Here is a 26,891-nt window from a genome sequence, read left to right as displayed (position 1 = left end):
CTTATTCACCCGCCAATGAACATTCAAAGTTGGTTCGATCTACAGTACAACGCGCTCGTTTAAGCACTGACATCATGGTTGGATCGTAAATACCTTGACGGGTTAAATCCATACGCCCATCTCTTAACAGTTTTTGATATTTTTCAGTATCTGCTTTACTTAAATTCAAACGATATTTGGCTGGGATGCCTTCTTCTAAACGTTTGACCATACTGAATTGACGCGGAAGCTGCTTAATAAACCAGGTTCTAGAGTCATTGCCAAAAGTAGCTGGGAATTTCTGAGATCTAAACACCAGATCAGCAGTGACATTGAGCACTGGGAAATTGATTAATGCACCTTTAGAGCCAAGCCCTTTTTCCATTTCTAAGGGTTTAAAGGCATAGGCTGGTGCACCCACCATCGGTACTTCACCGGTATTAAACTTCTTAATAAAATTGGAAATATCGGACGGAACAGGAATTGCCCCGACACGTTCAACCATTGCAATTTGCGCTTTGTCATACGCCAATACTGCGAATTTCTTGCCTTTACCTTTTTCAATGGTATTGATGGCTCGATCATTTACAAAGATATAGGCAGGGCCGATTTGACCGATCCCACCAATTTCTATTTCTTCATTGTCTATCGTGGTTTTTAAGCGTTTTACATTACGCTTATCCAAGACAAAGGTAATCGCTTTGAGCGCAATGGCATTGGTGGGAACACCACCCAACGCATCAATCGATCCTGCGAATTTATTGTATTGGCGTGCACGCATTGTGGTGATATAGGCAGCATCACATTTACCATTTTTAAAATCTTTATCAGCAAGCTCTTCATTTTGGTAAGCAATCAGCTGGACATCGGTATTCCATGTTTTTGCAGCGAGTGCCCACTCTTCCATCATTTTATAGGATTCACCAGCTTTCCCTAATAAATCAAAAACACAGATTTCTTGTTTAGCTTGAGAGGTGCTTGATATTCCTAATAATACGATTGTAGTAAGGGCAAGAAATTCCTTTTTCATGTTATATCCTTATACTTAAAACGCGTTTTATTTATACTAAATATAGTAATTTTATTTGAATAAAAATAGAGTTTTTACTCTATTTCCGATGAATAAACCATTGAATAACTTAGTTAATGTGATTTGTTTATCTTAATAAATTATTATTGTGATATTGTTTTGTTTATTGCTGTGGGTTTAGTGGTTTAATTAAAATCTTGTTAATTTTGATCGATCTAGAAAAATAAAATAGATTTCAAGTTTTGTTAATCAATAAAACGTATAAGTAAATCTAAAAAACGTATTTTTAATAATATACAAAAAAACCGTACCATGAACCTGATTCCCATCTCTTTTTATTTATTCTAGTCCATACATTGATCATGAAATTTCAGCAACTGATTTTGCTTTGCTCAGCTATAAGCTTATATAGCTATAGTGGTTTGGCAAATGCTCGCCCTATCGTCATTGGTTATCAAACCAACATAGAACCTGCCAAAGTTGCACAGGCTGATGGTGTGTATGACAAAGTGATTGGGGAAAAACTGGATTGGCGCTTATTTAATAGTGGTGCAGAGGTTTTAACTGCATTGGCTTCTGGTTCTGTAGATATTGCACTGATTGGTTCAAGTCCGTTAGGGGCAGCTGTTGCCAATAATTTACCCATAGAGGTGTTTTTAATTTCTACTGATCTGAAAAGTGCGGAAGCCTTGGTGGTGAGAAATGGCTCAGGAATTAATAGTCCTCAGGACTTGATTGGGAAAAAGGTGGCAACCCCATTTGCTTCGACTTCCCATTACAGTTTATTGGGGGCTTTGCAGCATTGGAATATTAAAACCAATCAAATACGGTTGTTGAACCTAAAACCAGCTGAAATTAATGCAGCATGGCGCAGAGGGGATATAGATGCAGCTTTTGTCTGGTCACCCGCACTTGCCAATATTAAGAAAACTGGCAAGGTTATGACGGATGCAGGGCAGGTTGGGCAGTGGGGTTCACCTACATTTGAAGTTTGGGTGGCACGTAAAGATTTTGCGCAGAAGCATCCTGAGGTCTTAACAAAGTTTTCTACCGTGACACTGAACTATTACCAATCTTATAACCAGAATAAAAGTCGTTGGACGGCCAACTCAGCTGAAGTGCAAAAAATTGCCAAAATTACCGGCGTAGATGCTCAAGATGTGCCAGCGCTTCTTGCTGGTGCCGCCTATCCAGATCGTCAGGCGCAATTAAGCACTCAATACCTTGGTGGGCGGACCACACAAAATATTGTCAACTCAGTGAACTTTTTAAAAGCACAAGGTCTGGTGAGAAAGGTTTCTCCAAATTATCAACAGTTTATTAACACGCGTTTTATTCAAACATCGAAATAGAGATCGGAAGTATTCATCATGGCTGTATTGACTGTAGAACATGTACAAGCACAGTATCCGGGTGCTGAACAACCGGTACTGAAAGATGTGTCATTTCAGCTGGGCTCTGAGCAACTGATGGTTGCATTAGGTGCTTCAGGCAGTGGTAAAACAACCTTATTAAATCTGATTGCTGGATTTACTCAGCCACAAGCAGGCAATTTAAAACTGGATGGTGAAGCAATCATTGCACCTAGCCGAGACCGTGGTGTAGTGTTCCAAGATGATGTTTTATTGCCTTGGCAAAATGTAGAAGACAATATTGCTTTTGGTTTAGAGCTTGCAGGGGTTGATAAAAAAACACGTCAAAACCGTGCACAAGCATTACTTAAATTGGTGAATTTAGAAGGCTTTGGGCAACGCCATATCTGGGAACTTTCAGGCGGGCAACGTCAACGGGTTGGTTTAGCGCGTGCTTTGGCTTCTGACCCTAAAATATTATTGATGGATGAGCCTTTTGGTGCTTTAGATGCGTTTATTCGTGAACAAATGCAGTGCTTATTATTAGATGTTTGGAAGAGTACGTCCAAACCTACTTTCTTAATTACCCATGACATTGAAGAAGCTGTTTTTCTGGCTACAGATCTGATTATTCTTGCACCAAATCCTGGGCGAATTGTGGAAAAGCTGGAGTTGGATTTTGCTAAACGCTATGCCAATGGCGAGCCAGCACGAAGTATTAAATCAGATCCCAAGTTTATTGAAATGCGAGAGCATGTGTTGAGTTGTGTATTCATTCAAAATAATCAGGATCAATACCATGTTGCTCAGAGCGACCAAGCTCAAGTGGAAAAGGTGGAGTAATGACAGCACAATTAGACCCTAAATTGATCCCTCGTACAGTTGAATTTCAGACTGTGGCGGTGAAGGTTCCACGTGAAGTCAATATTACTTTGATCAGTAGTATCACGATCATTACTTTGATTGCAATTTGGTGGCTGGTCACCACTTTAGGCTGGATTGATGCTTTATTCTTACCATCACCAACCGCCGTGTTGCAGCGTTTCAATGATTTGTTCAGCAATGGCTATATGAGTATTAGCTTGTGGAGTCATATTGGCGCAAGTTTGGGTCGTATCGGCACGGCGTTGATTGCTGCGGTTATCACTGCGATTCCAGTGGGGATTGCGATTGGTCGCAATAAAATTGTGCGGGGTATTTTAGATCCCATCATTGAGTTTTATCGTCCGATTCCGCCGTTGGCGTATTTACCCTTGATTGTAATTTGGTGTGGTATTGGTGAATTGTCCAAGGTGCTACTGATTTATCTGGCAATTTTTGCACCGATTGTTATCGCAACAGCAACTGGTGTCCGTTCAGTCGACCAAGCCAAAATTCGTGCTGCACAGTCTTTGGGTGCAAGCCCAATGCAAATTATTAAACATGTGGTTTTACCAAGTTCTTTACCGAGCATTTTAACTGGTATCCGTATTGGTCTTGGGGTGGGATGGTCGACTTTGGTGGCAGCAGAGTTGGTTGGTGCTTCTGAAGGTTTGGGTTTTATGGTGCAATCATCTTCACAGCTTTTGGCCACAGATGTGGTGATTGTCGGGATTTTAATTATCGCTGTGATTGCCTTTATTCTGGAAATTGGTTTGCGTCGTTTGCAAAGAAAATTAGTCCCTTGGGATAAGCAATCTCAGTAAGTTATTTTCGCTACACTGTTCGATAGCGTGACGCTATATTTAGTTTTAACGATGCATTTTAATACATCGTGAGATGATCGAGGAAGAAATGAACACTGTTGTTTCAAATATTTTTAAAGTTACCCCATTAAATCCAACGATTGGTGCGCTGATTGAAGGTGTGAATTTCAATCAGCCTTTAACACCTGAACAAAAGGCTTTGATTGAAGCAGCTTTATTGAAACATCAGGTGATCTTTTTTAGAAATCAGCCGATGACTGCGCAGCAACATGCGGCTTTGGCACGTCAATTTGGTCAGTTACACATCCACCCAATTTACCCCAATATTCCAGAACAACCCGAAATCATGGTTTTAGATACGGAATTAAATGATTTACGGGATAATGCACTGTGGCATACCGATGTGACTTTTCTTGAAGCACCAGCAATGGGTGCAATTTTAAGTGCAAAAAAAGTCCCTGCATGGGGTGGAGATACACTTTGGTCAAGTGGAACAGCGGCGTTTGAAGCATTATCCAAACCGATGCAAGCGATGTTGTCTGGTTTAACTGCAACACATGATATTGCACGTTCATTTCCAGTAGATCGCTTTGGTGGTGATCCTGCCGAATTAGAAAAGCTAGAACAGGCTAAGAAAAAACATCCTCCGATTAGCCACCCTGTGATTCGCACTCATCCTGTCACAGGTCGTAAAGCTTTATTTGTGAGTGAGGGTTTTACCACACGAATTAATGAACTCGAAGCCAAAGAAAGCGATGCTGTCTTGAAAATGTTGTTTGAACATATTCAGAAACCAGAGTTTGTAGTGCGTTGGTCGTGGCAGGCCAATGATGTGGCATTTTGGGATAATCGTTGTACCTTCCACTATGCTGTTGATGATTACCGTCCTCAGCACCGTGTTATGAATCGAGCCACTTTGATGGGTGATAAACCTTTTTATCAAGCAGATTAAGGTTTAACTTGTTATAAAAACCAATCAAATTTGATTGGTTTTTTATTTTTGAAACAACTGAATTTGAATACAACTTTTTGAAACTTCAATATTTAAAAAATACATTAAAGAAAAAATCATAAAATGAGCTGTTGTTCAAAGTATCGGTATGCTGTGTTTGTCGGTGTTCACAAAACAATTTGAAGATTCAAGCTCTGATGAAACATTATTGCTGAGCAATAATGTTTAATTATTCATCAAAATTAAACAAATGATCAACATACTAGGCAACAAATATTTATTGCTTGTTGGAAATATCATGTTGATTAATAATAAAAAGCAAATCATTTTGCTAAGTGTGCTGTCTACGCTGTTGGTTGCTTGTAATGATGATAATGATCATTCAAATACTGAAAAACCAGTTGAGGCAAAAGCTTTAGAACTGAATATCTTGCATATTAATGACCATCATTCACATTTAGATGAAGAAAGCATTAAATTTAAAAGCAATGTGGGGACAGGGGATGAAGAGTTTAGTGTTGCAAGCGGTGGATTTGCACGTGTTGCCAGCTTAATTAACCAACTTGCAGTAGAAAAGAAAAATGCTTTAAAAATACATGCAGGTGACGCGATCACTGGCGATTTGTACTATAACTTAACGGATGGGAAAGCAGACGCAGATGCAATGAACACCGTTTGTTTTGATACATTTACGCCGGGTAACCATGAGTTTGATTCTAAAGATGATGGATTAAAGAAATTTATTGGTTTCTTAGATCAAAGTTCTTGTAAAGACAAAACCCAAATTCTAACGGCCAATGTCAGTTTTGGGGCATCTTCGCCGTTGTATAAAACCAATCGCATTTTGAAGTCACAAGTGTTTGAAAAAGATGGGGTGAAATTTGCAATCATTGGTTTAACGGTTGCCAAGAAAACCAAAAACTCTTCGCAACCGAATGCTGATACATTGTTTGCAGATGAAATTGAAACAGCGCAAAAAGAAATAAATCAATATAAAGCGCAAGGCATTAAAAATATTATTCTTCAAACCCATGTGGGATATGACTTAGACCAACAGTTGGCAAAATCACTTACCGATGTTGATGTGATTATTGGGGGTGATTCACATACATTATTGGGCCCTGACAGTCTTAAAAAATATGGCATGACACCAGAAGGTGCTTATCCAACACAGCTGAGAAACAAAGATGGTCAATTGGTCTGCGTTGCACAAGCTTGGCAGTACAGTTATATCGTGGGTGATTTAAATGTGAAGTTTGACAAAAACGGGAATGTCGAAAGCTGTAGTGGGACACCACATGTACTTATTGGCAATAACTTTACCCGTACCGCCAAAGACGCAAAAGCAGTCACCGAAACTGAAAAACAAGCAATACTGACGCAATTTAAAACCGATCAAGTTCCATTTACTGTTGTAACGCCACTACAAAAGACCTTGGATGTTTTAAAACCGTATCAGGAACAAAAGAAAAAATTTGCTCAGGAAATCGTAGGTCAAGCCACAGATAATCTCTGTTCACGTCGAGTCCCTGGTACACAACGTGATATAAATCGTTCAACACTTGGCGATATCTGTAATAAGAATACCCATGTCGATCAACATGGTGGAGATATTCAACAAATCATTGCTGAAGCGTTTTTACAACAAGGAAAGACCTTCTTTGGCGCTGATATCTCATTCCAAAATGGTGGTGGTGTCCGTGAAGATGTTGCTTTAGGGGATGTGACAGTTGGTAAAATTTATAATGTCTTACCGTTCAAGAATACATTGTTGCGTTTAGATCTGACGGGTGCTGAAGTTAAAGCCACCTTAGAGGATGCAATAGATGGTGTGATTACCCAGAATAGTACGGGTAGTTACCCATATACCGGTGGTATGCGTTGGAATGTTGACTTTACCAAAGACAAAGGCCAGCGTCTTAAACAAATACAAGTACGTAATGCATCTGGGCAATATGAAAATCTTGATCTCAATAAGACTTACAAAGCGATCACGATTGATTTTCTTGCCAATGGTGGTGACTACTACACCACCTTGAAAACCATTACTGGTGAGCGCCGTGTGAATGTTGGCTTAGACTATGCTGAGGCTTTCCTCAAATATGCCCAAGGTTTGGCTGGTCAGACAGGTCAAAAGAAAATTAATAAATTAGCAACGGCTGAATACAGTACCCAGCTATTTATCGATAAAGCAAAATAAACTGAAACAGACAATCAAAATCCCGCTTCGGCGGGATTTTTTCGTTGGGTCGTTGATGAAAACTGACAAAATCCTATATTGGTGATGAATAAATAATTGCAAAAATCTATGCTTAACTTTAAAATGAGCCAAAATTTAGCCACGATGGCTTAAATAATCACAATGACAAACCCAATTTTCTTTTCATTTGCCTCAATTTGATCTTGTAACGTTGCCTTTTGACAAGATTGTTTACAACCACTGACTGGTTGCAGGATAACCATAATATCTTGATTGAACCCATCGTTTTAAGCAGGGTGCTTAAAATGTGATTTGAATCAGCTGTTAAATTCAATATTCGGGAGAAAAATCATGTTGTTTAACGTATTTCTCATTTTGGGCTTTAAATAGACCCTATACATTTTTAATCGTTTAAATTAAACGAAAATAAACCTTATTTTAAAGAATATACATGTTCTGAGGGATGACTTTGCTTGCAGAAAATGCAAATTGAAAAAAGTTCAGCCTTAGTCATGAAAAGAAAAAAGTGAATATATGAACGAATATATTAATCAACCTTTTGCACAAAATATGCATCAGGTTGACGTAGCGGATTTTGCTGAAATTTCTCCGATTGTAAAACTTTGGGCTTTTCGATTTTTGGTCGAGTTAGGTGGTGCAAAAGAATTTATTTCTGATCATTGCTTTAGTCATCAATGGATTGCAAAAAAGTTAGGTTTTTCTGAAGCATTACTTGCAGATAAGTTCGATGAGCAAGCTGCTTATCTGGAACTCAACCATTTGCATAAAAATAGCCAACAGCAAAATTTATTAGATAATTTTCAGTTCAATGCTGAGTTGCAATATAACCTAAAGTTAATACAGCAATTACTGGATTTAAATGCTGTTGAAAGTACGATTTTAGGTTTTATCGTGATGTTAAACAGTGAACAACTTCTAGATGATATTGCGGATACCATCGGTGAATTGACTGCGTCTAAAACCATACGTGCTTTGGCTGTGGTTTTAGATTTGCCTTATGAAGCAATTCGGCAGGCTTTGTCTGTACAAGGGCGTTTACATCGCAGTGGCTTAATCAGTGTTCAACAACACTATCGTAATTATTTACGTGGGAAATTGAATCTGGTGTCAAACCAATTGGCCGATAAGTTATTGGTGAAAACCAATGATGTGATGGATCTGTTTGTTGGAACCATTAATAAAAGTCAGCCTGCTGAATTAACCTTACAGGATTATCCTCATTTACACACTGAATTGAATTTACTCCTAGCTTACTTAAAGCAAGTCAAAATGAGTAAGCAACAGGGGGTAAATATCTTCCTTTATGGCAGTTCAGGCACAGGAAAGACACAACTGTGTAAGACCCTTGCAGATGAAATGGCGGTGCAACTTTTTGAAATCTCCTGTGAAGATGAAGATGGTGATGCAATTTCAGCCACAGGGCGTTTATGTGCGTATCGTGCAGCGCAGTGCATTTTCGACAGTCAATCTGCTTTATTGATGTTTGATGAAGTTGAGGATGTGTTTAATGACACCGAAAATGGTGTGGGGATGAAAAGCACTGCGCAAAGTCGTAAGGCTTGGGTCAATCGTATTTTAGAGCAAAATCGTACACCAACGATTTGGGTGTCTAATTCTGATCAGCTCGATCCTGCGTTTATACGCCGTTTTGATATGGTGCTTGAAATTAAAGTGCCACCTAAAAAGCAACGCAGAAGCTTTATCGAACAACATTGTGGTCAAGAACTTAATCCTTTGTATCAGGAAGCCTTGGCCAATGTTGAGCAATTATCTCCAGCAATTTTACGCCGTAGTTATCGTGTTGCCAAAGCGGCTCAAATGCACAATGCGCATTTAGTGGTACAGGAAAGCATGACCAAATTGGTGTCCAATACTTTAAAAGCACAGGGTCATCAAGGCATTAAATTGCAAGATAGTAATGCTTTGCCCAAGTTCTATGATCTGAACTATATCAACTGTAAGGCGAATCTTGCGGAGATCGCATCAGGTATCCAGCAACATGGTTTTGGCCGTTTATGTTTATACGGAGCATCTGGAACAGGTAAAACTGCATTTGCACGATGGTTAGCTGAAACCATCAATCGACCATTACTGATTAAGCGTGGTTCAGACTTAATTTCTGCTTGGGTTGGTGAAACAGAACAGAACCTTGCTAAAGCGTTTCATGAAGCCGAAGACTTACAGGCAATTTTATTGCTGGATGAAGTAGATGGTTTATTACAAGATCGCCGCCAAGCAACCCGCTCTTGGGAAGTTTCGCAGGTAAATGAGTTTTTGGTTCAACTGGAAAGCTTTAATGGCATCGTGGTGGCGACAACCAATCGCTTTGATGAACTTGATCAAGCTGCATTACGCCGTTTCGATTTTAAAATGCATTTTGATTTTCTAAATTATGCACAGCGTTTGGCTTTACTGGAAAATGTCTGTACACAACTCAAACTTGATGTTCATGAAGCTGATATAAAAGTAAAACTGCAATCTTTAGATCGTTTAAGTGCTGGAGACTTTGCGGTGATTGTACGACAGTCCTGTTTTCATCCTTTTGAAAATGTGGATTCTATTCTGCAGCATTTAACAGATGAAATGACTGCAAAATATAAAAGTGCACAAAGTATAGGATTTACCGCATCAAATTGATGCGGTTTTTCTTTTTGAATCCTAATTCAGTTGAATAATGCTTAGATTTTGTGATTCGAGAGTGGAAAACAAAGCATAAAAATAACTTTAATATGAAAAAAATAATGAAAAATGCTTAAAAAATAGATAAAAAGCATAAAAAAACACTGATTTTGAGGAAAAAACGCACATCCGATAAAAAAGTTTAAAAAAAGGGGTTGTGTTGGTTAGTGAATGCTGTAGAATGCACATCCATCGGCGGTGATGTTAAATAAAACTTCTGATAAATCAGGCACTTGATTAAGTTGTTAAGATTTCGAATTGAGATTTTAAGATGAGATTGGAGACCTGATCCCTTCCCGAACTCAGAAGTGAAACCTCTTAGCGCTGATGGTAGTGTGGGGTTACCCATGTGAGAGTAAGTCATCGCCAGCTTTTAAATCTAAAACACCCCGATCTCTAGCGAGAGCGGGGTGTTTTTTTATGCACGGTGTTTATTAGCGGAATGAAAGAGATCTTGTTATAGTAAGCTAATTGATGACTGAATTCATTGAATAATGAACTGTTGACCTTTAAAATTTTTAGCTAAATAATAATTGAACAAAAAATTGGTATTTCTTATGAAACTTAACTCATTCTCACCGCTTCCTAATAATGATGAAGAATTACATCTTCCTGAACTAGTGTATGCTGCATCTTTAGGAGAGTTTGAACAGGTCGAACAACTATTATCACAAGGTGTTGATGTCAATCAAACTGATGATGAGGGCTATAGTGCGCTACAAGCTGCGGCGGAGAATGATCATTTAGATATTGTTAAATTATTGATTTCTAAAGGTGCAAACAAAGACTATAAAAGCCAATTTACCGCATTAGAGCTTGCAGAAATGGCTGAAAATCAACTGATTATTACGTATTTAAATAGCTTATAGGTTCTCAAACAATGTGATGTGAATCAGATATCCTATAGATATAAAAGAAAACCCCATCATCCTGATGGGGTTTTCTTCGTATTGGTGTGTTAGATCTGACTCCTGTCGAATCTCACGTTCCTGATGCTCAGACGCTTTATTGTTGTTTTATGTCTGGGAAACTTCCTGTTCCCTATAACTATAGAATATAAGACTAGGCTTTGATCGTATAGATGACAATCGCTGTGATTACTGTAAGCATTTTCTTACAAAGACAACATGGCAATTAATTTACATCAATATTATTTGCCATAAGTCCTTTGCCTTGTGCTTCAGCAATCAAGCGTTCAGCAGATTCACGGTTTTTACGCAGTCCTGGCATACGGAACTCAGTATGACCATAGTCGTGAATGCGTGTCCAACGTCCACCCCATGTTAAACCTACAGATTCAGCAACAACCCCATACAATTGATAACCTTTCCATGCCCAAGGATCTCGTTCAGAAATAACAACTTTACCATCTCGTTTAAAGGCAACATCGGCTGCTAAACCAAATTGATGATAACTTTGATAGGCTTTGGCTAAAGTCGTGGCTGTATTGCCAGATAAACGAGTTTGACGTTCTGGACTACGATAACCTTCTAAAAGCACCATTTCATAACCATGGCGCTCTTTCATGATTTTAAAGACCATGAGTAAACGTTGCTTATAACTTGGATGCATTTTGTCCCATTTACGGTCAACCATTGCTGTATCGAAGCTGCTACGTTGATCTCCAATCCCTTCATTATCTATAGCTGATGGATTTACACTCGGAAATTGATGATTTGGAACAGGATTTTCTCTTTCCAATATCTGTGCTTGAACAATCGCAGCATCAATTAAGCTTTCATCCACTGCTGGAGGAGGAGTTAAAACCTCACCATTTAATAGTGCATAAATTTGAGGGTCAGTTTTTCTTAGATATTCTGCTTCAACCTTTGTCGGATCAATTGGTCGTGTAAATGCAAAAACAAGAATGCTGGAAAGTAAAAAGAAACCCGCAATCAAAATCCACCATTGCTGTAAATGCCAATGGGTTTGGGTTTGATTGGCTGAGGCTGCTTGGTTCATTTGTTCTGCAAAGTGCTTTGCAGAAGCCAGCTTTCTCTTACCTTGCGGTAAAAGTGCTTTAAGGTAGTCTAAAGTTTTATGTCTAATTTCATAGGACATCAGAAAAGTTAGACCAAGCACCAAAAAGATAAAACAAATGACAACAAACAAAATCATGGTTTGTTTTCTATGACTTTACGGTCTATCGTCACTTTCACTGTACCTTCAGGGGAAGCTTCTTGCGCTTCCTCTTTTTTAGGTGCGGCTTCTTTTTCAGTAGATTTAGCCGCAGTTTCTGCTTTTGCTTCTACTTTCGCTTTTGGTACTGGTTTTGCGGTTATTGCAGCTTGTGGTCTGGTTGCAGCTGGCGGTGACACTGCTGGTTTCGCCTCTGGTTTTAGCATTTGTTCAAACGGAGAGGCATTCGGATTTGGATTTTTCTGAGCAGCAACCTTATTTTCATGTTTAAAAATCTGATTGAAATCTTTTTCATTGATATGCTGCTTATATGCACCAGCATTTTCATCGTGATGATTGGTTGCTGTTTCTTCAGCATGCACATCGCGTAGTTCAGGTTCTTGTGTTGCAACCGAATCCGTATTGGTACTGTTATTTTCTGTTGGGTTGATATTGATAAAAACAAAAAAGAAAATAGCAGAGATAACCATCCCAGCAATTAAACCAAGTAGAAAAACAGATGATTTCCCCAATGTTTTTTTAGCGGGTTTACTTTGTAATATACGAATAGATGTTTGTTTTTCTTGTGTCATAATTCAACCTGTCAAGGCAATTGAATAGTGATATGTGCTTGTTCAGCAGGTGCAGAAATCACATTATTAAATTTCGCAATAGAAGCATTTTCCGTCTTATTCAACATGAATTTTAGACCAGCGAAAGCCAGTACAGCAAATAACAACAGAAAAATTAAAATCCAAACAAAGGGTAATTCTTTATGAATAATATTTTTGATTTGATCTGGTAAAGCCGCAAAAGGAGAAAAGGCCGTCTTTTTGCCTTTTAAATAATCGATTTCATCACCGACTCGTGCCACAAGATGATTTAAACTTTCAATTGATTCAATACGATATTTACCTTGGAAACCAAGCAATAAGCAATAATGAAAAACTTCGAGAGAAGCCAATCGTTCTTTACCACGAGCACGAATCAGTTCGAGAAACTCAAAGAAACGATAACCTGCAAGCTGTGAACCAAATAAAGTTAATTGGAGTGGACTGATTAACCAATGATTTTGTAGGTTAAAGAATGATGGATCTTGTTGAGTAACAATGGTTTCATCAATTAAGGCACAATATGCATATTTTGCATCATGAATATCTTCAGGAGAAAACTGCAGTTTTTTTGCTTGGTGTTCAAAACGATTCAACAAGTCTAAAATTTTGTCTTTAAAGCCGTTTGCATTTTCTGGAACATACTGATTCTTCAATAAGAAAACAATATAAAATCCGTCATGTAGAAGGTCGACTAAATTGGTTGCTTGTGTGATTTTGGATTGTTGAGGTAAAGAACCTCCACCAATTTGTCCATCATCAAACAGTGAGGGGGCAATATTATTCTGGCTCATGACATACTCCTCGCTTAACCATTCATCACTGCAATTAATTCAATACTGATATCTTGGAAACCTGCAGGGACATAAATACAGATGGTTTCAGAATCAAGCATACGTTGATACATTTCATGATGTGGTTCAATTTCAAAATAATTCACACCAGAACGTACCGGGATAGCAGTTGGAATTTGGACTAAATGATGAATTGGGATTGCAGGAAGTGCCGCAACAACACGTTGTTCAACATCGACAGTATTCCCAACTTTGAAACGCAGTGGGACAATTTGAATCAGTTCATGGGTTTGCATCATGCTACTTGAAACAGCAATATAAAGTCTTGATTCTTTAGTGATTTTGTCTGTTTCTAAGCTTCCGACCCAATAAGATGGGCGAATTTCTTTTAGCGCAATACTGATATAACGACTTGAAATAATCGTATCGAGCAATTCACGTAAAATTTTATCAAGCTGGCTAAAGCTATCTTGTAAGTTATGATGTTGATATTGTGGCAAATGTTCAACTTCATATGCGGTCGAGAATGTCAGCAATGAACCCGTTAAACGCAGAAGTTCAAAAAATAGTTTTTCAGGGTGAATCTGCGGATTTTGTAACAGATGATTCAAGGTCGCATGAGCAGTATTTAGTGCATTGACCAACCAGAATGAAACAATATCACCCGATCTAAACTCAATGAGCTTTTGTTCATTTTCACGGTTATTGGTTTGAATCATTTTAATTTTGGCACGAACAACGTTCAACGTTCGCTTCAAATTTGCCAATAAGGTTTCATTTGACTGAATATGTAAAATTGGTGGGATATATTTTGAATCAATCTCAAAATTCCCTGAACTATGACGTCGAATTTTTCCGATAGCAAGATATAAAAAACCATCTAAATCTTGATTTGGATCTGCTTGAACATCAAAAAGTTTAAATTCAGTTCGGCGTCGAAGAAATGTAATTTCAGCAGGGGATGCGTCTGTAAAAAGATCGTGAGTTTCATTCAGATATGAATGGTAGCGAGCAGGTTGTTTATCCTGTTCATCAGAGATGTTCTTCTTATTCGGCTGTAAAATAGGCAATGCTAAGTAAATTAGCATTTCCCCACGCAAGTTCAGTTCATCCAATAAAATCGGTTGTGGTAACAGATCTTTGGCCGGCGCTTGGTAAATTTCACCATCCTGCCAAATCATATCAATTTGCTCTAAAGCAAGCACATGTGTGCCCAGCTGTGTTTCGTCAAATCGAAGATTTTTAATTCCATAAGGATAAGGAATCGTTGAACGAATGGTGTGGTTAAGTCGTTGTTCTTGATACGTATCTTGTAATTGGAAGTGTTGTGGTCTTAAAAATAAACCTTCACCCCAAAGAACTTTTTCTGCTTTAAACATAGATGATTACCATTCAGAAGATTCATTATTTTGGTTTACGCCCAATAATTCTTGAATAGAATCAAGGGGATTATCATTTTTAATGACTTGAGTTAACCATTCATGTAAAGGCATTTGGCTCCATTTAATTGTTTTTTGCAGCATATAACTCACAGGACTATGCGGCTCATTGGTTTGAAAGTAATCGGCAATCTCTTGTAAAACCCGCATTGCCTGTTCACGGTTTTGTAAATGGCTTTGTGGTTGCGGTTGAAATGTTTGCGCTTGTGGAATTGGCGCTGAATGCGTTGTTTCTGTTACTGGCATTGTCATTTGAGCTGGGGTATCTTCAACTGCAGCTGTATTGGTGTTGTTTCCAAATGAGTCTGCTTTATAGATTTTTTTCAGATTCATTTGAATATTTTCAAACTGTGAATCGATACTCGCAAAGCTCGGTGCTTCCAGCTCCATCAGCGCATCTAATGTTTGTTTGATAATATTCCAATGCTGCAAAATTTCTTGAAATTGCTGATAATTTTGATATTGAAAAGTCCGTGAGGTGTTGAATAGCGCCTGATTGAATTGATCTAATTCTAAGGACGCTTCTACGCTGTCAGAATCTTCAGCTTGCTTACGACGATTATTCTGTAAATGTAAGAATTTTTCGTATTGGGCAAGTGAATAAAACGGTTGAATGTTGATAAGCGGAACATTCTTTACCAAGCTCGGTAATTGGGTGGTAAAACCTTGTAGTAAGCCTAGGCGTTGATCTAAGTCGTCATCTTCAATTTCAGGATGAATCTTTAACCAGAACTGTTCTAAAACACGGTGACTTAGTTCCAGTCCTTTGATTAGCCCTTCAAAGCCATAGAGGTTTGTCCAAGCTTCAGTAAGCCAGGTTAATAAACGAATATCTTTGGTTTTTTGCGTGAGTAATTGGATTGATTTTTCTGCAACAAATGACCAGTCGGCTTGCTTTGGCTCAGAAATCCAATCACCTTGGTCTAATAAAGGATCATCATGGGTACGTGCTTTTTTAATTTCGTGAAACTCATTGGAAAAAGATAAATCTTCTCCACACGGATGAGCATCAGAAATAGGCTCTAATAAGACGTCTAAATTTATATCCATTTTCTATACTCGTATATATTTAAGCTTCCACAACTTTTGACTTTTTGCTCGACTTTTTCTTTGCTGGCTTCGCTTGTGGATCTAATAGGTAAATGATTTCATCATCTTTCGTATCAATATGAATGACTTTTGGTATTTTTTGTTCAGCCAAAGCCACCAATATTTCAGTGGCCAAAGCAGGTAACACTGAGGCATTTAAAATGTTATCAACATTACGAGCGCCACTATCAACTTCAGTACAACGACTTAGAATTAATTCGATTAAATCATCGCTATATGTCACTTTGGTTTCATACTGTTTTTCGAGCCGTGCTGTAATTTTTCCTAGTTTATGCTCAATAATTCTGACTAATAGATCATCATGTAATGGGAAGTAAGGGACAATTCGCATACGACCTAAGAATGCCGGTTTAAATTGTTTGTATAAGCTTGGTTTGAGTTGCTCAGTCAGCTCTTCAGCACTTGGCCATTCTTCGACAGGTTGATTTAGGCATGCCTGCATGATGGCATTTGACCCCGTATTTGAAGTCAGTAATATCGTGGTGTTTTTAAAATCAATCACACGACCTTCACCATCTTCGAGTGTACCTTTGTCAAAAACTTGATAGAACAGTTCTTGGACATCGCTGTGTGCTTTTTCAATTTCGTCTAATAACACAACGCTATACGGATTGCGTCGAACGGCTTCAGTCAAAACGCCGCCTTGACCATACCCGACATATCCTGGAGGCGCGCCTTTAAGAGAAGAAACCGTATGCGCCTCTTGGTATTCAGACATATTGATGGTGATTAAATGTGACTCGCCACCATAAAGTTCATTGGCAAGTGCTAAGGCAGTTTCTGTTTTACCTACACCACTTGGACCAACAAGCATGAAAACACCCTGTGGTTTATTTGGGTCTTCTAAACGTGCTTTTGATGTTTTAATACCTTGAACCAACTGATGTAGGGCATAATCTTGTCCCATCACACGTTTTTCAAGTTTTTCTTCCAGACTGAGAATTTGCTTAATTTCATCATTGACCATTTTACCAACAGGAATACCCGTCCAGTCTGAAATAATTTCATTAATAATTTGGGCATTTACACGTTCAAAGACCAATGGTTGCTGACCTTGTAGCTCAGAGAGCTGCGTACGTGTACTGAGAATCTCCTCTTTGTTTGAATCAGCCTGTTCAGCAGTTTCTAATGCTTGGATTTTTTGAATCAGTGCCAATTCAGCTTGCCATTGTTGTTCTGTTTGCTGAATTTCTTGATCAAGCAATTCCAATGATGATGTTAACTGAGCTAAACGTTCTTCATGAATTGGCTGGTGGCGGTGTTCATTTTCAATAATATTGAATTCGAGATTTAAATTATGTTGTTGTGCTTTAAGTTGATCGAGTTTGACTGGTTGAGCATTTTGGGTTAGCGCAACACGAGCCGCAGCGGTGTCAAGCACACTAATGGCTTTATCTGGGAGTTGGCGGCCACTAATATAACGATGTGAAGAATGAACAGCGGTGATAATCGCTTCATCATCAATGCGTAAATTAAAGTGATTGGCCATCACTGGAATCATGGCACGTAGCATATCGATCGCGACTTCTTCAGTCGGTTCTTCTACTTTGACCACTTGGAAACGACGACTTAAAGCAGCATCTTTTTCAAAATATTGTTTGTATTCAGCCCAAGTTGTTGCTGCAATTGTGCGTAATTCACCGCGTGCAAGTGCAGGTTTTAATAAGTTCGCGGCATCATTTTGCCCAGCTTGACCGCCCGCACCAATCATGGTGTGGGCTTCATCAATAAACAGAATAATCGGATGTGAAGATTGCTGTACTTCTTGAATCACTTGTTTTAAGCGGTTTTCAAACTCACCTTTAACACTTGCACCTGCTTGTAACAGGCCCATATCCAAAGAGTGTAATTGGACATTTTTTAACGCATCGGGCACTTGGTTCTGTGAAATTTTTAATGCTAGGCCTTCCACTACTGCGGTTTTACCCACACCAGGCTCACCCGTTAAAATAGGGTTGTTTTGACGACGACGCATTAAGATATCAAGCATTAAACGGATTTCATATTCACGACCAATGACTGGATCAATCCCACCTTTTTGGGCTTTTTCAGTCAAATTAATGGTGAACTGATCTAATGCAGGTGTCTTTTTGCTCGAAGCGGAATTGTCTGTTGGCTGATTCTTAAGTTCAGCTTCTTGTTCTTGAGAATTTGTTGGAATATTTTCGGCGCTGTTTACACAAATTTCCAAAAATTTATGCTTCATCGTATCGATTGGAAACAGATCAAATAAACTCGATGCTCGAATAGCAATTTGGTAAAGATCAGATGCTGTTAAAAGTGCAATCAATAAATGGCCGCTTCGGATCACTGGGTCTGGTTCAGCCGAAGCAAGTAACCAGGCTTGTTCAAGAAGTCTAACAATTGATTTGGAAAAAATAGGTGTACGGGTATTTCCTTTAGGAAGTTGAGAAATACACTCTAATAAATCCGTTAAAAGTGCATCTTTTGAAATTTTGTATTTATTAAGTAGAAGTTCAAGATCATTGGATTGTTGTTCTAATAATTTGACAAAAAAATGTTCGATTTCGATTTCAAAATTTTGATGGTTTACACATAAGTTGGCGGATTGTTCTAAAGATGTACGTGAAGATGCTGATAACTTTTTAATCAAAACTTTTAGATCTGTCATTTTCTGTCTCTCTCAAAAAACTTTATTTCTAGGCAATTAAATTCTAAATTTTCTAGCCTATAAATTTGGCATTAAAATTAGTATATTGAAATCAAATATTTAATAATTTTTTAAAAATCACTGGAAATATTTTACATAAAAAAAAACTTTTGTGAAGACAGGATATTATGTATATTATACAACCAATTAAAAAAGTCATTTTTATCAAACGGTTAAAATATTGATACGAAATTTAACTTGACGAGGGCGCGTTTTTTTAGTCTTATTTTTAAGTCTTTAACGAAATTGCTTAATTATACATATTTATAAAACATCAAAAGTAAATCTATTGAATAACTGAATCAAGTAAATATTGAGGTTGGATTTTGAAGAATTTTATTCCATATATTTTAGTTCTTGGCGCATCATTGGCGACTACATTTGTCTACGCGGATGATGAAATCAAACTAAAAAGATCCTGTATAAAAGATTATCCAATGGTCGAGGGAGAAACCAATCCTGAGTTGTTGGCGGTCTATTCACAATTGTGTGATAAGAAAAATAAAGACAATAAAAACAAACTGTTGGTCTCGGCGGCAGAGAAGTTTCAGCAAATTGGAAAAAATGATAAAGCCATCCAAATTGTCAATTATTTAGAAACGCAAAACATCCAAAGCAATGAATTAACGGATGTCAAATTCCTTGCAGGAATTGGCTTAGCTTCTGACGCATTGAATAAAATGCGCACACGTGAAATGAGATATTTGACTGAGGATAAAACCTATCCTGTTGCGAAAAGTTTTACTGACGCAGTTAGACAAGCAATGCCAGCAGCAGTTTTGGTTGAAAAAAATCAGGAAAGTGCCCCAGTTGTAGAGCGTGCTCGTCCTCAGAAGCTAAGTCGCCCTCAGAAGAACCGTGCTACACCAACACGCTCAACGCCTGCTGCAAAACCAGCTACAAAGCCTACTGCGACGCCAGCGAAACCGAAGTCTACGTCATCAGCACCAAGACCGAACTTCCCAACATAATTTATTGCCCAAATTAATGGATAACAAAAATGTCAAAACGTGAAAGTGTACAGAAGAAATTACAGCGAATCCGACCACCACGTGTTCAACTGACTTATGATGTTGAAGTCGGTGATGGTAAAGAAATTAAAGAGTTACCTTTTGTTGTAGGTGTTTTAGGTGACTTTTCTGCTGCTTCTGAGTTAGAAAAAACCAAATTAAAAGATAAAAAATTTATTAATGTTGACTTAGAAAACATTGATGAAGTGATGGAGTCGTTGTCTCCTCGTGCCGCATATCAAGTTGAAAATACGCTGACTGAAGAGGGTGGGCGTATGTCGGTCGACTTAACCTTTAAATCGATGGAAGATTTCAGACCAGAACAAGTGGTACAACAAGTAGAACCATTGAGAAAATTAGTTGAAGCTCGTGAACGCTTAACGGATTTGAGAAACAAGATTTCAAATAGTGAGCGTTTGGAAGATTTACTTGATGAAGTCTTACAAAATACTGATCAGATTCGTAAATTAAGCGCTGAGGCGGGTCCTGAAAATGAGTAATTTACAAACCAATACTGTGCAAGATGCAGCCGTAGAAGAAGTAAGTTTACTTGATTCTATCGTGGAGCGTAGCCGAATTGCACGTAATGATGAAGAGCATGACCGTGCGAAAAGCTTGATTGGTGAATTGGCCAAAGAAGTGATGGCAGGAACAATCACTGTTTCAGAAAATATGTCTTTATCGATTGATAAGCGTATTGCTGAAATAGATGCGTTGATTTCAAAGCAGCTCAGTAAAATCATGCACAATGAGCAGTTTCAGAAAATTGAATCGACTTGGCGTGGTTTGTATTACTTCTGTCAGGAGTCACCTTCAAATCCATTGATCAAAATTCGTATGTTAAACACAACGAAAAAAGAATTGGTCAAAGATTTCCAAGGTGCGACAGATTTCGATCAAAGTACTTTGTTTAAAAAAGTTTATGAAGAAGAATACGGTTCATTCGGTGGTGCACCTTATGCAACATTGATCGGTGACTTTGAGTTTGACCGTACTCCTTCAGACATGTATCTGTTAGAACAGATTTCACATGTTGCAGCAGCGGCACATGCTCCGTTTATTTCGGCAGCAAGCAGTAATATGTTAGGCCTTGAATCATTTACAGATATTGATCGTCCTCGTGACGTTTCAAAAGTATTTGAAACAGCAGAATATGTACAGTGGCGTTCTTTCCGTGAAAGCGATGACGCTCGTTATGTTGCGTTGACAATGCCACGCGTTTTAGGCCGTTTGCCTTATGATCCAAAAGAAGGTTGGGCGACTGAAGGCTTTAACTTTGTGGAAGAAGTTTCAGGGCAAAACCATGATGAATATTTGTGGATGAATGCAGCTTATGCGTTTGGTACTCGCTTGACCAATGCATTTGACCTCCATGGTTGGTGTGCTGCGATTCGCGGTGTTGAAGGTGGTGGTATGGTCGAAGGCTTACCAGTACATACTTTCAAAACCAATGATGGTGAAGTTGTATTTAAGTGCCCAACTGAAATTGCGATCACTGACCGTCGTGAGAAAGAGTTGAGTGACTTAGGTTTTATTCCACTTGTTCATTGTAAAAATACAGATTACGCAGCATTTTTTGGTGCACAGTCTACGCAAAAACCGAAGAAGTATGACAGTGATACCGCAAATGCGAACTCGTCATTATCGAGCCAAATCCAATACATCATGGCAGTTTCTCGAATTGCACATTATTTAAAAGCAATGATGCGAGATAAAGTCGGAAGCTTTGCTTCAGCGGGTAATGTAGAAGCATTTTTAAATGAATGGCTATCACAATATGTATTGCTTGATGATGGTGCTTCACAAGAAGCAAAAGCGCAGTATCCATTGCGTGAAGCTTCTGTAAAAGTTGTAGAGAATCCTGCAGAGCCAGGGCACTACAAGTCTGTGGTCTTCTTAAGACCGCATTTCCAGCTAGATGAGTTGTCGGTTTCTTTGCGACTTGTCACTGAGTTACCTCAGTCCTCGAATTAAAATAGAGCGTGGCTAAATAATAACTTTAAAAAATAAGGGTAATCCAATGAAAGATATATACGTTCAATTTCAAGGCAAGTACAAGGTTGATGGCGAGTCACGTGATTCTGAGCACAAAAATTGGCTAGAAGTTAATTCTTGGTCTCATAATATTCGTCAGCCGAAATCTGCGACTTCTTCAAGCGTTGGTGGTCATACCGCTGAACGTGTAGAACACTCAGATATGCTTTTTGTTAAAGATTTGGATGCAACTAGTCCAAAACTTTGGGAAGCTTGTTCTGCGGGTTATACATTTGATGAAGTTCAAATTGACTTCTACCGTGCAAATGGTGACAAACGTATTAAGTACCTTCAAATCAAACTTAAGCATGTACTTGTTTCAAGTGTAACGCCTACAGTAAATGAAGAAGGTGTTCCAACTGAAGCATTTGGTCTTAAATATGCTGCGGTTGAGTGGACTTATAATCAACAAGATATTAACGGTTCTGCTAAAGGTGCCGTTACTAAGAAATGGTCTCTTTCTAACAATACTGCATCTTACGCTGCTTAATTGTTTGTTGGAACAGATAGGGACTCGGGTCCCTATCTGTTTCATATTATTAGAATATACATTATGAATTTAGATCAACTATACCCATATGGATTTCGATCTACACTATTTGATCGTTTAATTGTTGAAGATGATTATATCAAAGGGCTTTCGATTCATGAGTTAAGAGAGTCTGTTGCTCATGATTTAGAAGACTTATTAAATACACGCATTGCCAAGCTAGATTTGGAAATCGATGATTTCCCTTTAGTAAAAAAGTCTATCGTACAATTTGGCATTATTGATTTTGTTGGGCTTTCAACAGCGAATCCAACCGATCGAGATACCATCTGCCAGTCCATAGAACAATCGATTGCTGCACATGAACCACGTTTAAAACAAATTAAAGTAGAAATGCAGTTAGATGACCAAAATGTTGGTTCGTTATGCCTAAGCATTCAAGCTTATTTAAATATCCACCCACTTTATGAACCTGTAATTTTTGATGCCTTACTTAAGCCAACAACACAGCAATATGTGATTTCTGCCAGATCTTAAAATAAAGTAGGTATGTCGTGATAGAAGAACTTTTACCGTATTATGAAAAGCAATTACAAGAATTTGGACAGCAGTCGCGTGCCTTTGCAGATAAATACCCAAAAATTGCACAACGATTATCTTTAAATCAAGAACAAATTGATGATCCGCATATTGAACGCCTGATACAGGCATTTTCTTTAATTGCCGCACGTATTGATAAAAAGTTAGCGGATAGTTACGACATCTTTACACGTTCTTTATTTGAGGTAATGTTTCCTCAATATTTACGCCATTTTCCGGCGTGTTCAGTTGTGAGTTTTGAAGATTTAAACAAGCAAAAACAGTTGACAGATGTTCACATTATTCCCAAAGGGACCACTTTAAAATCGAGAAGTTTCAAAGGTGTCCAATGTGAGTTTAATACCAGTGCTGAAGTTAAATTGCTGCCGATCCAACTGGAAAGCCTGAGTTTCCAAACCAATCCTAGTGCACATATTCATTTAAACCAAAATGCGACATTAAATTTAAAATTTGAGTTATTAAACCCTGCTAAAAATTGGTTGAAAAATGAAAAGCTGCCCATTTATTTGGATGCGATTTCAAACTTTCCTTTGCAAGTCTTGGATCATATTTTTCATAAAGAGACCAGTTTTAGTCTGCGCATCAATCATAAAGTTGTGGCGATAAAAAATCCGTTTGAAGTGATGGGCTTTGATGAAAATGAAAGTTTATTGCCAGTTGATCAACATACCCATCATGCCTATCGATTATTAATCGAATATTTCTGTTTTCCTGAAAAATTTAGTTATTTAAATTTGAATTTAGATTTTTTAAAATTATTAAAAGAAGAAAATCTAAGTTTTGAAGTGCAGATCCATTTAAAACTGAATTTAAATGACCAAGCCATTATTCGCAATTATTCAGAATTGAATGTGGCAAATTTTAAGTTATTTACCAGTCCTGTTGTCAATTTGTTTGAAAAACAAGCTGAGCCACAAAAAATCAATCATAAAAACTTAGAATATCCTTTGATGACGGATGCACATCATCCTGAGTTCTATCAAGTGTATTCAATCGTTGAAATGAATTTGATCCGTGAAAAAAGCAACCAAGATCAAGTGGTCTATCCAATTTTACCTTTCTTTGCCATGAGTCATTATCACGGTGACGATATTCAGTTTTTTTATGCATTAAATCCAACCGTTTTACAAAATCAATATGTCGAAACGGGCTATTCGATTATTTCTAAACAATTAGAACCACACAGTATTAAGTCTGATTTTGTCAGTTGTAAATTGTTATGTTCCAATCGTGAATTACCGCACGAAGCTTTGGGTCAGTCAAACAATGTCTTGAATTTGAATGACAGTACCGTTGCCCGTCGTGCATTGGTGTTAAAAAGACCTACTGCACCGTTCCAATTTGAAAAAAATAAGAATGAACAATGGCGTATTATTTCGCATCTTTCATTAAATACTTTAGCGTTAATGAAGGGTGATGCTGTCAGCCATATTAAAGAATTATTAGAGCTTTATAACTTACCAAAATCTAAAGAAAATCATTTAATTATTGATGCAATAAAAAAAATTGAGTTTGAAATCACCAATAAACTGGTTGAAGCCAAACCCTTTCCAATGTTTGTCCGTGGGGTCAAGGTTTTAATGGATGTGGATGTCCAAGTCTTTAGAGGGCATAGCTTATATATTTTCAGCGAATTGATCAGTCATATCTTTAACTTAAAAGTACAGATGAACAGTTTTGTTGACGTTTTTGTTCGAGATTTAAATACAAAACAGGAGTTATACCAATGCGTACAGAACGTTGGTGGCAAGAAGCTTCTGTAATTGATGAGCTTTTTAAAACCCCTACAGCTTTTGAATTTATCCAAACCACACGATTATTTAGACATGCGCCCAATACTGCTGTTTTAAAAAATTGGTCTGACGATTTTCTTTTTGAAAGTTCATTAAATTTGAACTTCCCAAAACATGAAATTGAATTACTCGAACAACAAGATGAAAAAATTCATCTTACCAATTTGATTGTCGGTTTAACCGGTATGCAAGGCGCAATGCCGTATACCTATACCAATAAAGTGAAACAAGCACCGCGTAAACAGCGTGTTGAAGTTCAAAAGTTTTTAGGCTTATTTAATCATAAGCTTACAGCTCAATTTGTTGAAGCAAGTTTAAGTTATAACCTGCCTGTACGTTATGAAGTTGAAAAAGAAAATAATTACTTAGAAATCCTGCATGCATTAAATGGTTATATTCGGACACAGCATCAACAGAGTGATCTAGACGATTATTTTGCTGAGTTTTCTGGGCTGATGCAGGGGCAAAACAATACCGCCCATGCACTCAAGACAATGCTGACCTGTGTGTTCAATCAACACGTTGAAGTCAAAGAATATATTACCGAAAAGTTTAAACTCGGCGATGATCAGAAAACTACTTTGGGAGGCAAGCAGCCTTTTTTGTTAGGTGTAAATACTTTTTGTGGAGAAACGATCCGACAAATTGATGGGAAAATTGAGATTCAAATTGGACCATTGAGCCATGCACAGTATTTAGAATTTTTACCCAAGAAAAAATTGAGTAAGAAGTTAAAGAAAATTCTGCAAAGTTGGTGTAGTCCCACCTTACTTGTCGATCTACGTTTAGTCTTGGCAAAAGAGGAAGTCCAGCCTTTACAACTGAGCTCAACAACACAAATCGGTTTGGCACAAGGTGCTTTTGTGATGCCAAAAACTCAAAGTGACAATGATGAAACCTGTTATGCACTGATTGGAGTGTCATAAGTGATCAAAATAATTTTAGGAACTTTAGTCAGCACAATATTACTGGTTTCGGTAATCGTGGTGTTTTATTGGCGTGATATTAAATATGACCCAAATGGGCAAGATTTTCTGATTTTCTTTGGGGTGATTCCAGCGGCGATTACTTTGTTAATCCTAAGCCCAATGTTGATCAAAAAGATTTATCAAAGCCACCAAGAGAAGAAAGAACAACAAAGAATTGAGGCAGAACAACGTTCAGAACAACAACAAACCACTGAAGCTAAAGTTGAAGAAAAAATTGAATGGGTAGACTTGAAAGTTTATTCAGCGACAAGTTTAAGTGCCTTAGGCGAAAATGAAGCACAGCTTGATCAGCTTCAAGATGTGGCAAGTCCTGAACTTGATTCGCAATTGGTCAATGGTTATGGCTTACCGATTCTTTCATTCCGTGTTCAAGAGATTGAAGAACCGTTAGAGGATGAGGCATCTAGTCTTTCCACTCGTCAAAAACGTATAAGCGCATTAATTCAGCAGCAATTAGAACAGAATACTGAAACGTTATATCAAATTGCAGAGCACCTAAAAAACTCAGCACTCTTTTATGATGCCAAACTTGCACATGAATATCGTATGCATCCTGCTTGGATTGACCCTCATCGTGACTATGAGGATGAGCCGATAGAACAACAGGTCGCAGAAGCAGTACCGCGACTTAATCGTTTGAATATCCATATTATTTTGCCAGAAAACTTATTCCATAGCTGGGATGAAAGTTCAGCTTCAGAGTTGGTTCACCACTATCTTACTGAGCTGGGCATTCTCGATCAGCAATTTGGCACTGAATATCATTATTGGGGTGAGACAACCGCATATAAAGATTGGATTAAGTTGCTGAAAAGAACCCAACTCTTAGATTCTGAGGCATCACTGTTTATTGCAGTAGATTCAGAAATTGATCAAGAAACCATAGATGATCGGACGTGGATGACTGAAAAATATATTCCATCTGAGTATATCAGTACCTGTTGTATGACAAATACCCAGGTCGAATTGCAAAATTTACAAGCAATAAAGTATATTCGAATTGCTTTAAATTCTGATCAGGCATCTAAAACATTAAAAGAGTTGAATTTAGACCAAGCAGAACAGTTTGATCAAGAACAGCCCTTTGTCTTGGTCTTAGACGACCCAGCAGAGATCAAGCTGTTAAAGAAACTTGAACAAAACTTTGCCGAAACAGCGATTGAAGCGCATCATTATCTTTACAGTAAAAATAGCCTAGGCCATACCCAACCCTTAGCCAAAGTTTTTGGTTTTATGTTGAGTTTGCACTTTAAAGATGAGTTGTACGGTTATGTTTATAGTGCTGAACATCAGCAAACCCAAGTGCTTGTTGGGACTGAGTTTGCATAGAACTT

The 26,891-nt window shown here is 38.0% G+C and carries 22 protein-coding genes and 1 rRNA gene; 16 read left to right on the top strand and 7 right to left on the bottom strand.

The genetic code is table 11. The features are described from left to right. Nucleotide 1: 1 nt before the first annotated feature. Complete coding sequence (locus M2R48_RS20955) at nt 2-1,009, bottom strand: putative solute-binding protein (protein WP_262087403.1); 1,008 nt, start codon at nt 1,007-1,009, stop codon at nt 2-4. Between the two features lie 362 nt (nt 1,010-1,371). Here M2R48_RS20955 and tauA point away from each other — a divergent pair, with 362 nt between their 5' ends. The 8 genes from tauA (at nt 1,372) to M2R48_RS20915 (ending at nt 10,767) form a co-directional block, all read left to right on the top strand. Beyond that, on the top strand, nt 1,372-2,361 hold the full coding sequence (gene tauA / locus M2R48_RS20950) for a taurine ABC transporter substrate-binding protein (RefSeq protein WP_004818131.1): 990 nt from the start codon (nt 1,372-1,374) through the stop codon (nt 2,359-2,361). 18 nt (nt 2,362-2,379) lie between these two features. Then, nucleotides 2,380-3,204 (top strand): taurine ABC transporter ATP-binding subunit, encoded by an 825-nt coding sequence (gene tauB / locus M2R48_RS20945; protein ID WP_262087402.1) that lies wholly within the window; start codon nt 2,380-2,382, stop codon nt 3,202-3,204. After that, nucleotides 3,204-4,046, top strand: a complete 843-nt coding sequence (gene tauC / locus M2R48_RS20940) for a taurine ABC transporter permease TauC (RefSeq protein WP_262087400.1) — start codon at nt 3,204-3,206, stop codon at nt 4,044-4,046. Before tauB ends, tauC begins: the two co-directional genes overlap by 1 nt. Nucleotides 4,047-4,134: 88 nt before the next feature. Next, nucleotides 4,135-4,998, top strand: a complete 864-nt coding sequence (gene tauD, locus M2R48_RS20935) for a taurine dioxygenase (protein WP_244014492.1) — start codon at nt 4,135-4,137, stop codon at nt 4,996-4,998. A 298-nt stretch (nt 4,999-5,296) separates the two neighbouring features. Beyond that, a complete protein-coding gene (locus M2R48_RS20930) occupies nt 5,297-7,198 on the top strand; it encodes a 5'-nucleotidase C-terminal domain-containing protein (protein ID WP_262087399.1) in 1,902 nt (633 codons plus the stop codon). A 534-nt stretch (nt 7,199-7,732) separates the two neighbouring features. Beyond that, nucleotides 7,733-9,856 (top strand): AAA family ATPase, encoded by a 2,124-nt coding sequence (locus tag M2R48_RS20925; protein WP_262087398.1) that lies wholly within the window; start codon nt 7,733-7,735, stop codon nt 9,854-9,856. Between the two features lie 298 nt (nt 9,857-10,154). Continuing rightward, nucleotides 10,155-10,270, top strand: a 5S ribosomal RNA gene (gene rrf / locus M2R48_RS20920). 185 nt (nt 10,271-10,455) lie between these two features. Next, on the top strand, nt 10,456-10,767 hold the full coding sequence (locus tag M2R48_RS20915) for an ankyrin repeat domain-containing protein (RefSeq protein WP_262087397.1): 312 nt from the start codon (nt 10,456-10,458) through the stop codon (nt 10,765-10,767). A 265-nt stretch (nt 10,768-11,032) separates the two neighbouring features. On the opposite strand, the gene M2R48_RS20910 is transcribed toward M2R48_RS20915, so the two are convergent. Genes M2R48_RS20910 through tssH form a run of 6 tightly spaced genes read right to left on the bottom strand, consistent with a single transcriptional unit; the run spans nt 11,033 to nt 18,602 of the window. After that, complete coding sequence (locus tag M2R48_RS20910) at nt 11,033-12,016, bottom strand: M15 family metallopeptidase (RefSeq protein WP_004823585.1); 984 nt, start codon at nt 12,014-12,016, stop codon at nt 11,033-11,035. Further along, entirely contained in the window at nt 12,013-12,609 is a 597-nt protein-coding gene (locus tag M2R48_RS20905; protein WP_262087395.1) for a hypothetical protein, read from the bottom strand. Before M2R48_RS20905 ends, M2R48_RS20910 begins: the two co-directional genes overlap by 4 nt. A gap of 11 nt (nt 12,610-12,620) precedes the next feature. Further along, the gene (gene icmH / locus M2R48_RS20900) at nt 12,621-13,421 is read right to left on the bottom strand and encodes a type IVB secretion system protein IcmH/DotU (RefSeq protein ID WP_004723567.1); all 801 of its coding nucleotides are present in this window, start codon (nt 13,419-13,421) and stop codon (nt 12,621-12,623) included. A 14-nt stretch (nt 13,422-13,435) separates the two neighbouring features. Then, entirely contained in the window at nt 13,436-14,800 is a 1,365-nt protein-coding gene (gene tssK / locus M2R48_RS20895) for a type VI secretion system baseplate subunit TssK (RefSeq protein WP_004823587.1), read from the bottom strand. Between the two features lie 6 nt (nt 14,801-14,806). Then, nucleotides 14,807-15,910 carry a type VI secretion system protein TssA gene (tssA, locus tag M2R48_RS20890; protein WP_004723563.1) on the bottom strand — a complete coding sequence of 368 codons (1,104 nt, stop codon included), beginning with the start codon at nt 15,908-15,910 and terminating at the stop codon, nt 14,807-14,809. A gap of 19 nt (nt 15,911-15,929) precedes the next feature. Beyond that, nucleotides 15,930-18,602 carry a type VI secretion system ATPase TssH gene (gene tssH / locus M2R48_RS20885; protein ID WP_262087394.1) on the bottom strand — a complete coding sequence of 891 codons (2,673 nt, stop codon included), beginning with the start codon at nt 18,600-18,602 and terminating at the stop codon, nt 15,930-15,932. A 365-nt stretch (nt 18,603-18,967) separates the two neighbouring features. Between tssH and M2R48_RS20880 the strand changes: the two genes are divergently transcribed. The 8 genes from M2R48_RS20880 to M2R48_RS20845 all read left to right on the top strand — a co-directional run bounded on the left by M2R48_RS20880 (nt 18,968) and on the right by M2R48_RS20845 (nt 26,886). Next, on the top strand, nt 18,968-19,612 hold the full coding sequence (locus M2R48_RS20880) for a hypothetical protein (RefSeq protein WP_262087392.1): 645 nt from the start codon (nt 18,968-18,970) through the stop codon (nt 19,610-19,612). Nucleotides 19,613-19,641: 29 nt separating this feature from the next. Then, entirely contained in the window at nt 19,642-20,151 is a 510-nt protein-coding gene (gene tssB, locus M2R48_RS20875) for a type VI secretion system contractile sheath small subunit (RefSeq protein WP_004723560.1), read from the top strand. Further along, nucleotides 20,144-21,625, top strand: a complete 1,482-nt coding sequence (gene tssC, locus M2R48_RS20870; RefSeq protein WP_004823591.1) for a type VI secretion system contractile sheath large subunit — start codon at nt 20,144-20,146, stop codon at nt 21,623-21,625. Before tssB ends, tssC begins: the two co-directional genes overlap by 8 nt. Before the next feature lie 46 nt (nt 21,626-21,671). After that, complete coding sequence (locus tag M2R48_RS20865) at nt 21,672-22,175, top strand: Hcp family type VI secretion system effector (protein ID WP_004723558.1); 504 nt, start codon at nt 21,672-21,674, stop codon at nt 22,173-22,175. 63 nt (nt 22,176-22,238) lie between these two features. Further along, complete coding sequence (gene tssE, locus M2R48_RS20860) at nt 22,239-22,712, top strand: type VI secretion system baseplate subunit TssE (RefSeq protein ID WP_004723556.1); 474 nt, start codon at nt 22,239-22,241, stop codon at nt 22,710-22,712. A 17-nt stretch (nt 22,713-22,729) separates the two neighbouring features. After that, nucleotides 22,730-24,538, top strand: a complete 1,809-nt coding sequence (tssF, locus tag M2R48_RS20855; RefSeq protein WP_004823592.1) for a type VI secretion system baseplate subunit TssF — start codon at nt 22,730-22,732, stop codon at nt 24,536-24,538. Further along, on the top strand, nt 24,502-25,494 hold the full coding sequence (tssG, locus tag M2R48_RS20850; protein ID WP_034617199.1) for a type VI secretion system baseplate subunit TssG: 993 nt from the start codon (nt 24,502-24,504) through the stop codon (nt 25,492-25,494). Before tssF ends, tssG begins: the two co-directional genes overlap by 37 nt. Then, on the top strand, nt 25,495-26,886 hold the full coding sequence (locus M2R48_RS20845; protein ID WP_262087390.1) for a hypothetical protein: 1,392 nt from the start codon (nt 25,495-25,497) through the stop codon (nt 26,884-26,886). Nucleotides 26,887-26,891 lie beyond the last annotated feature (5 nt).

Source organism: Acinetobacter sp. I-MWF (assembly GCF_025433935.1).
Lineage (GTDB): Bacteria > Pseudomonadota > Gammaproteobacteria > Pseudomonadales > Moraxellaceae > Acinetobacter > Acinetobacter guillouiae.
The sequence above is the reverse complement of the archived record's forward strand: the minus strand, read 5'-3'. Positions and strand labels throughout refer to the sequence as shown.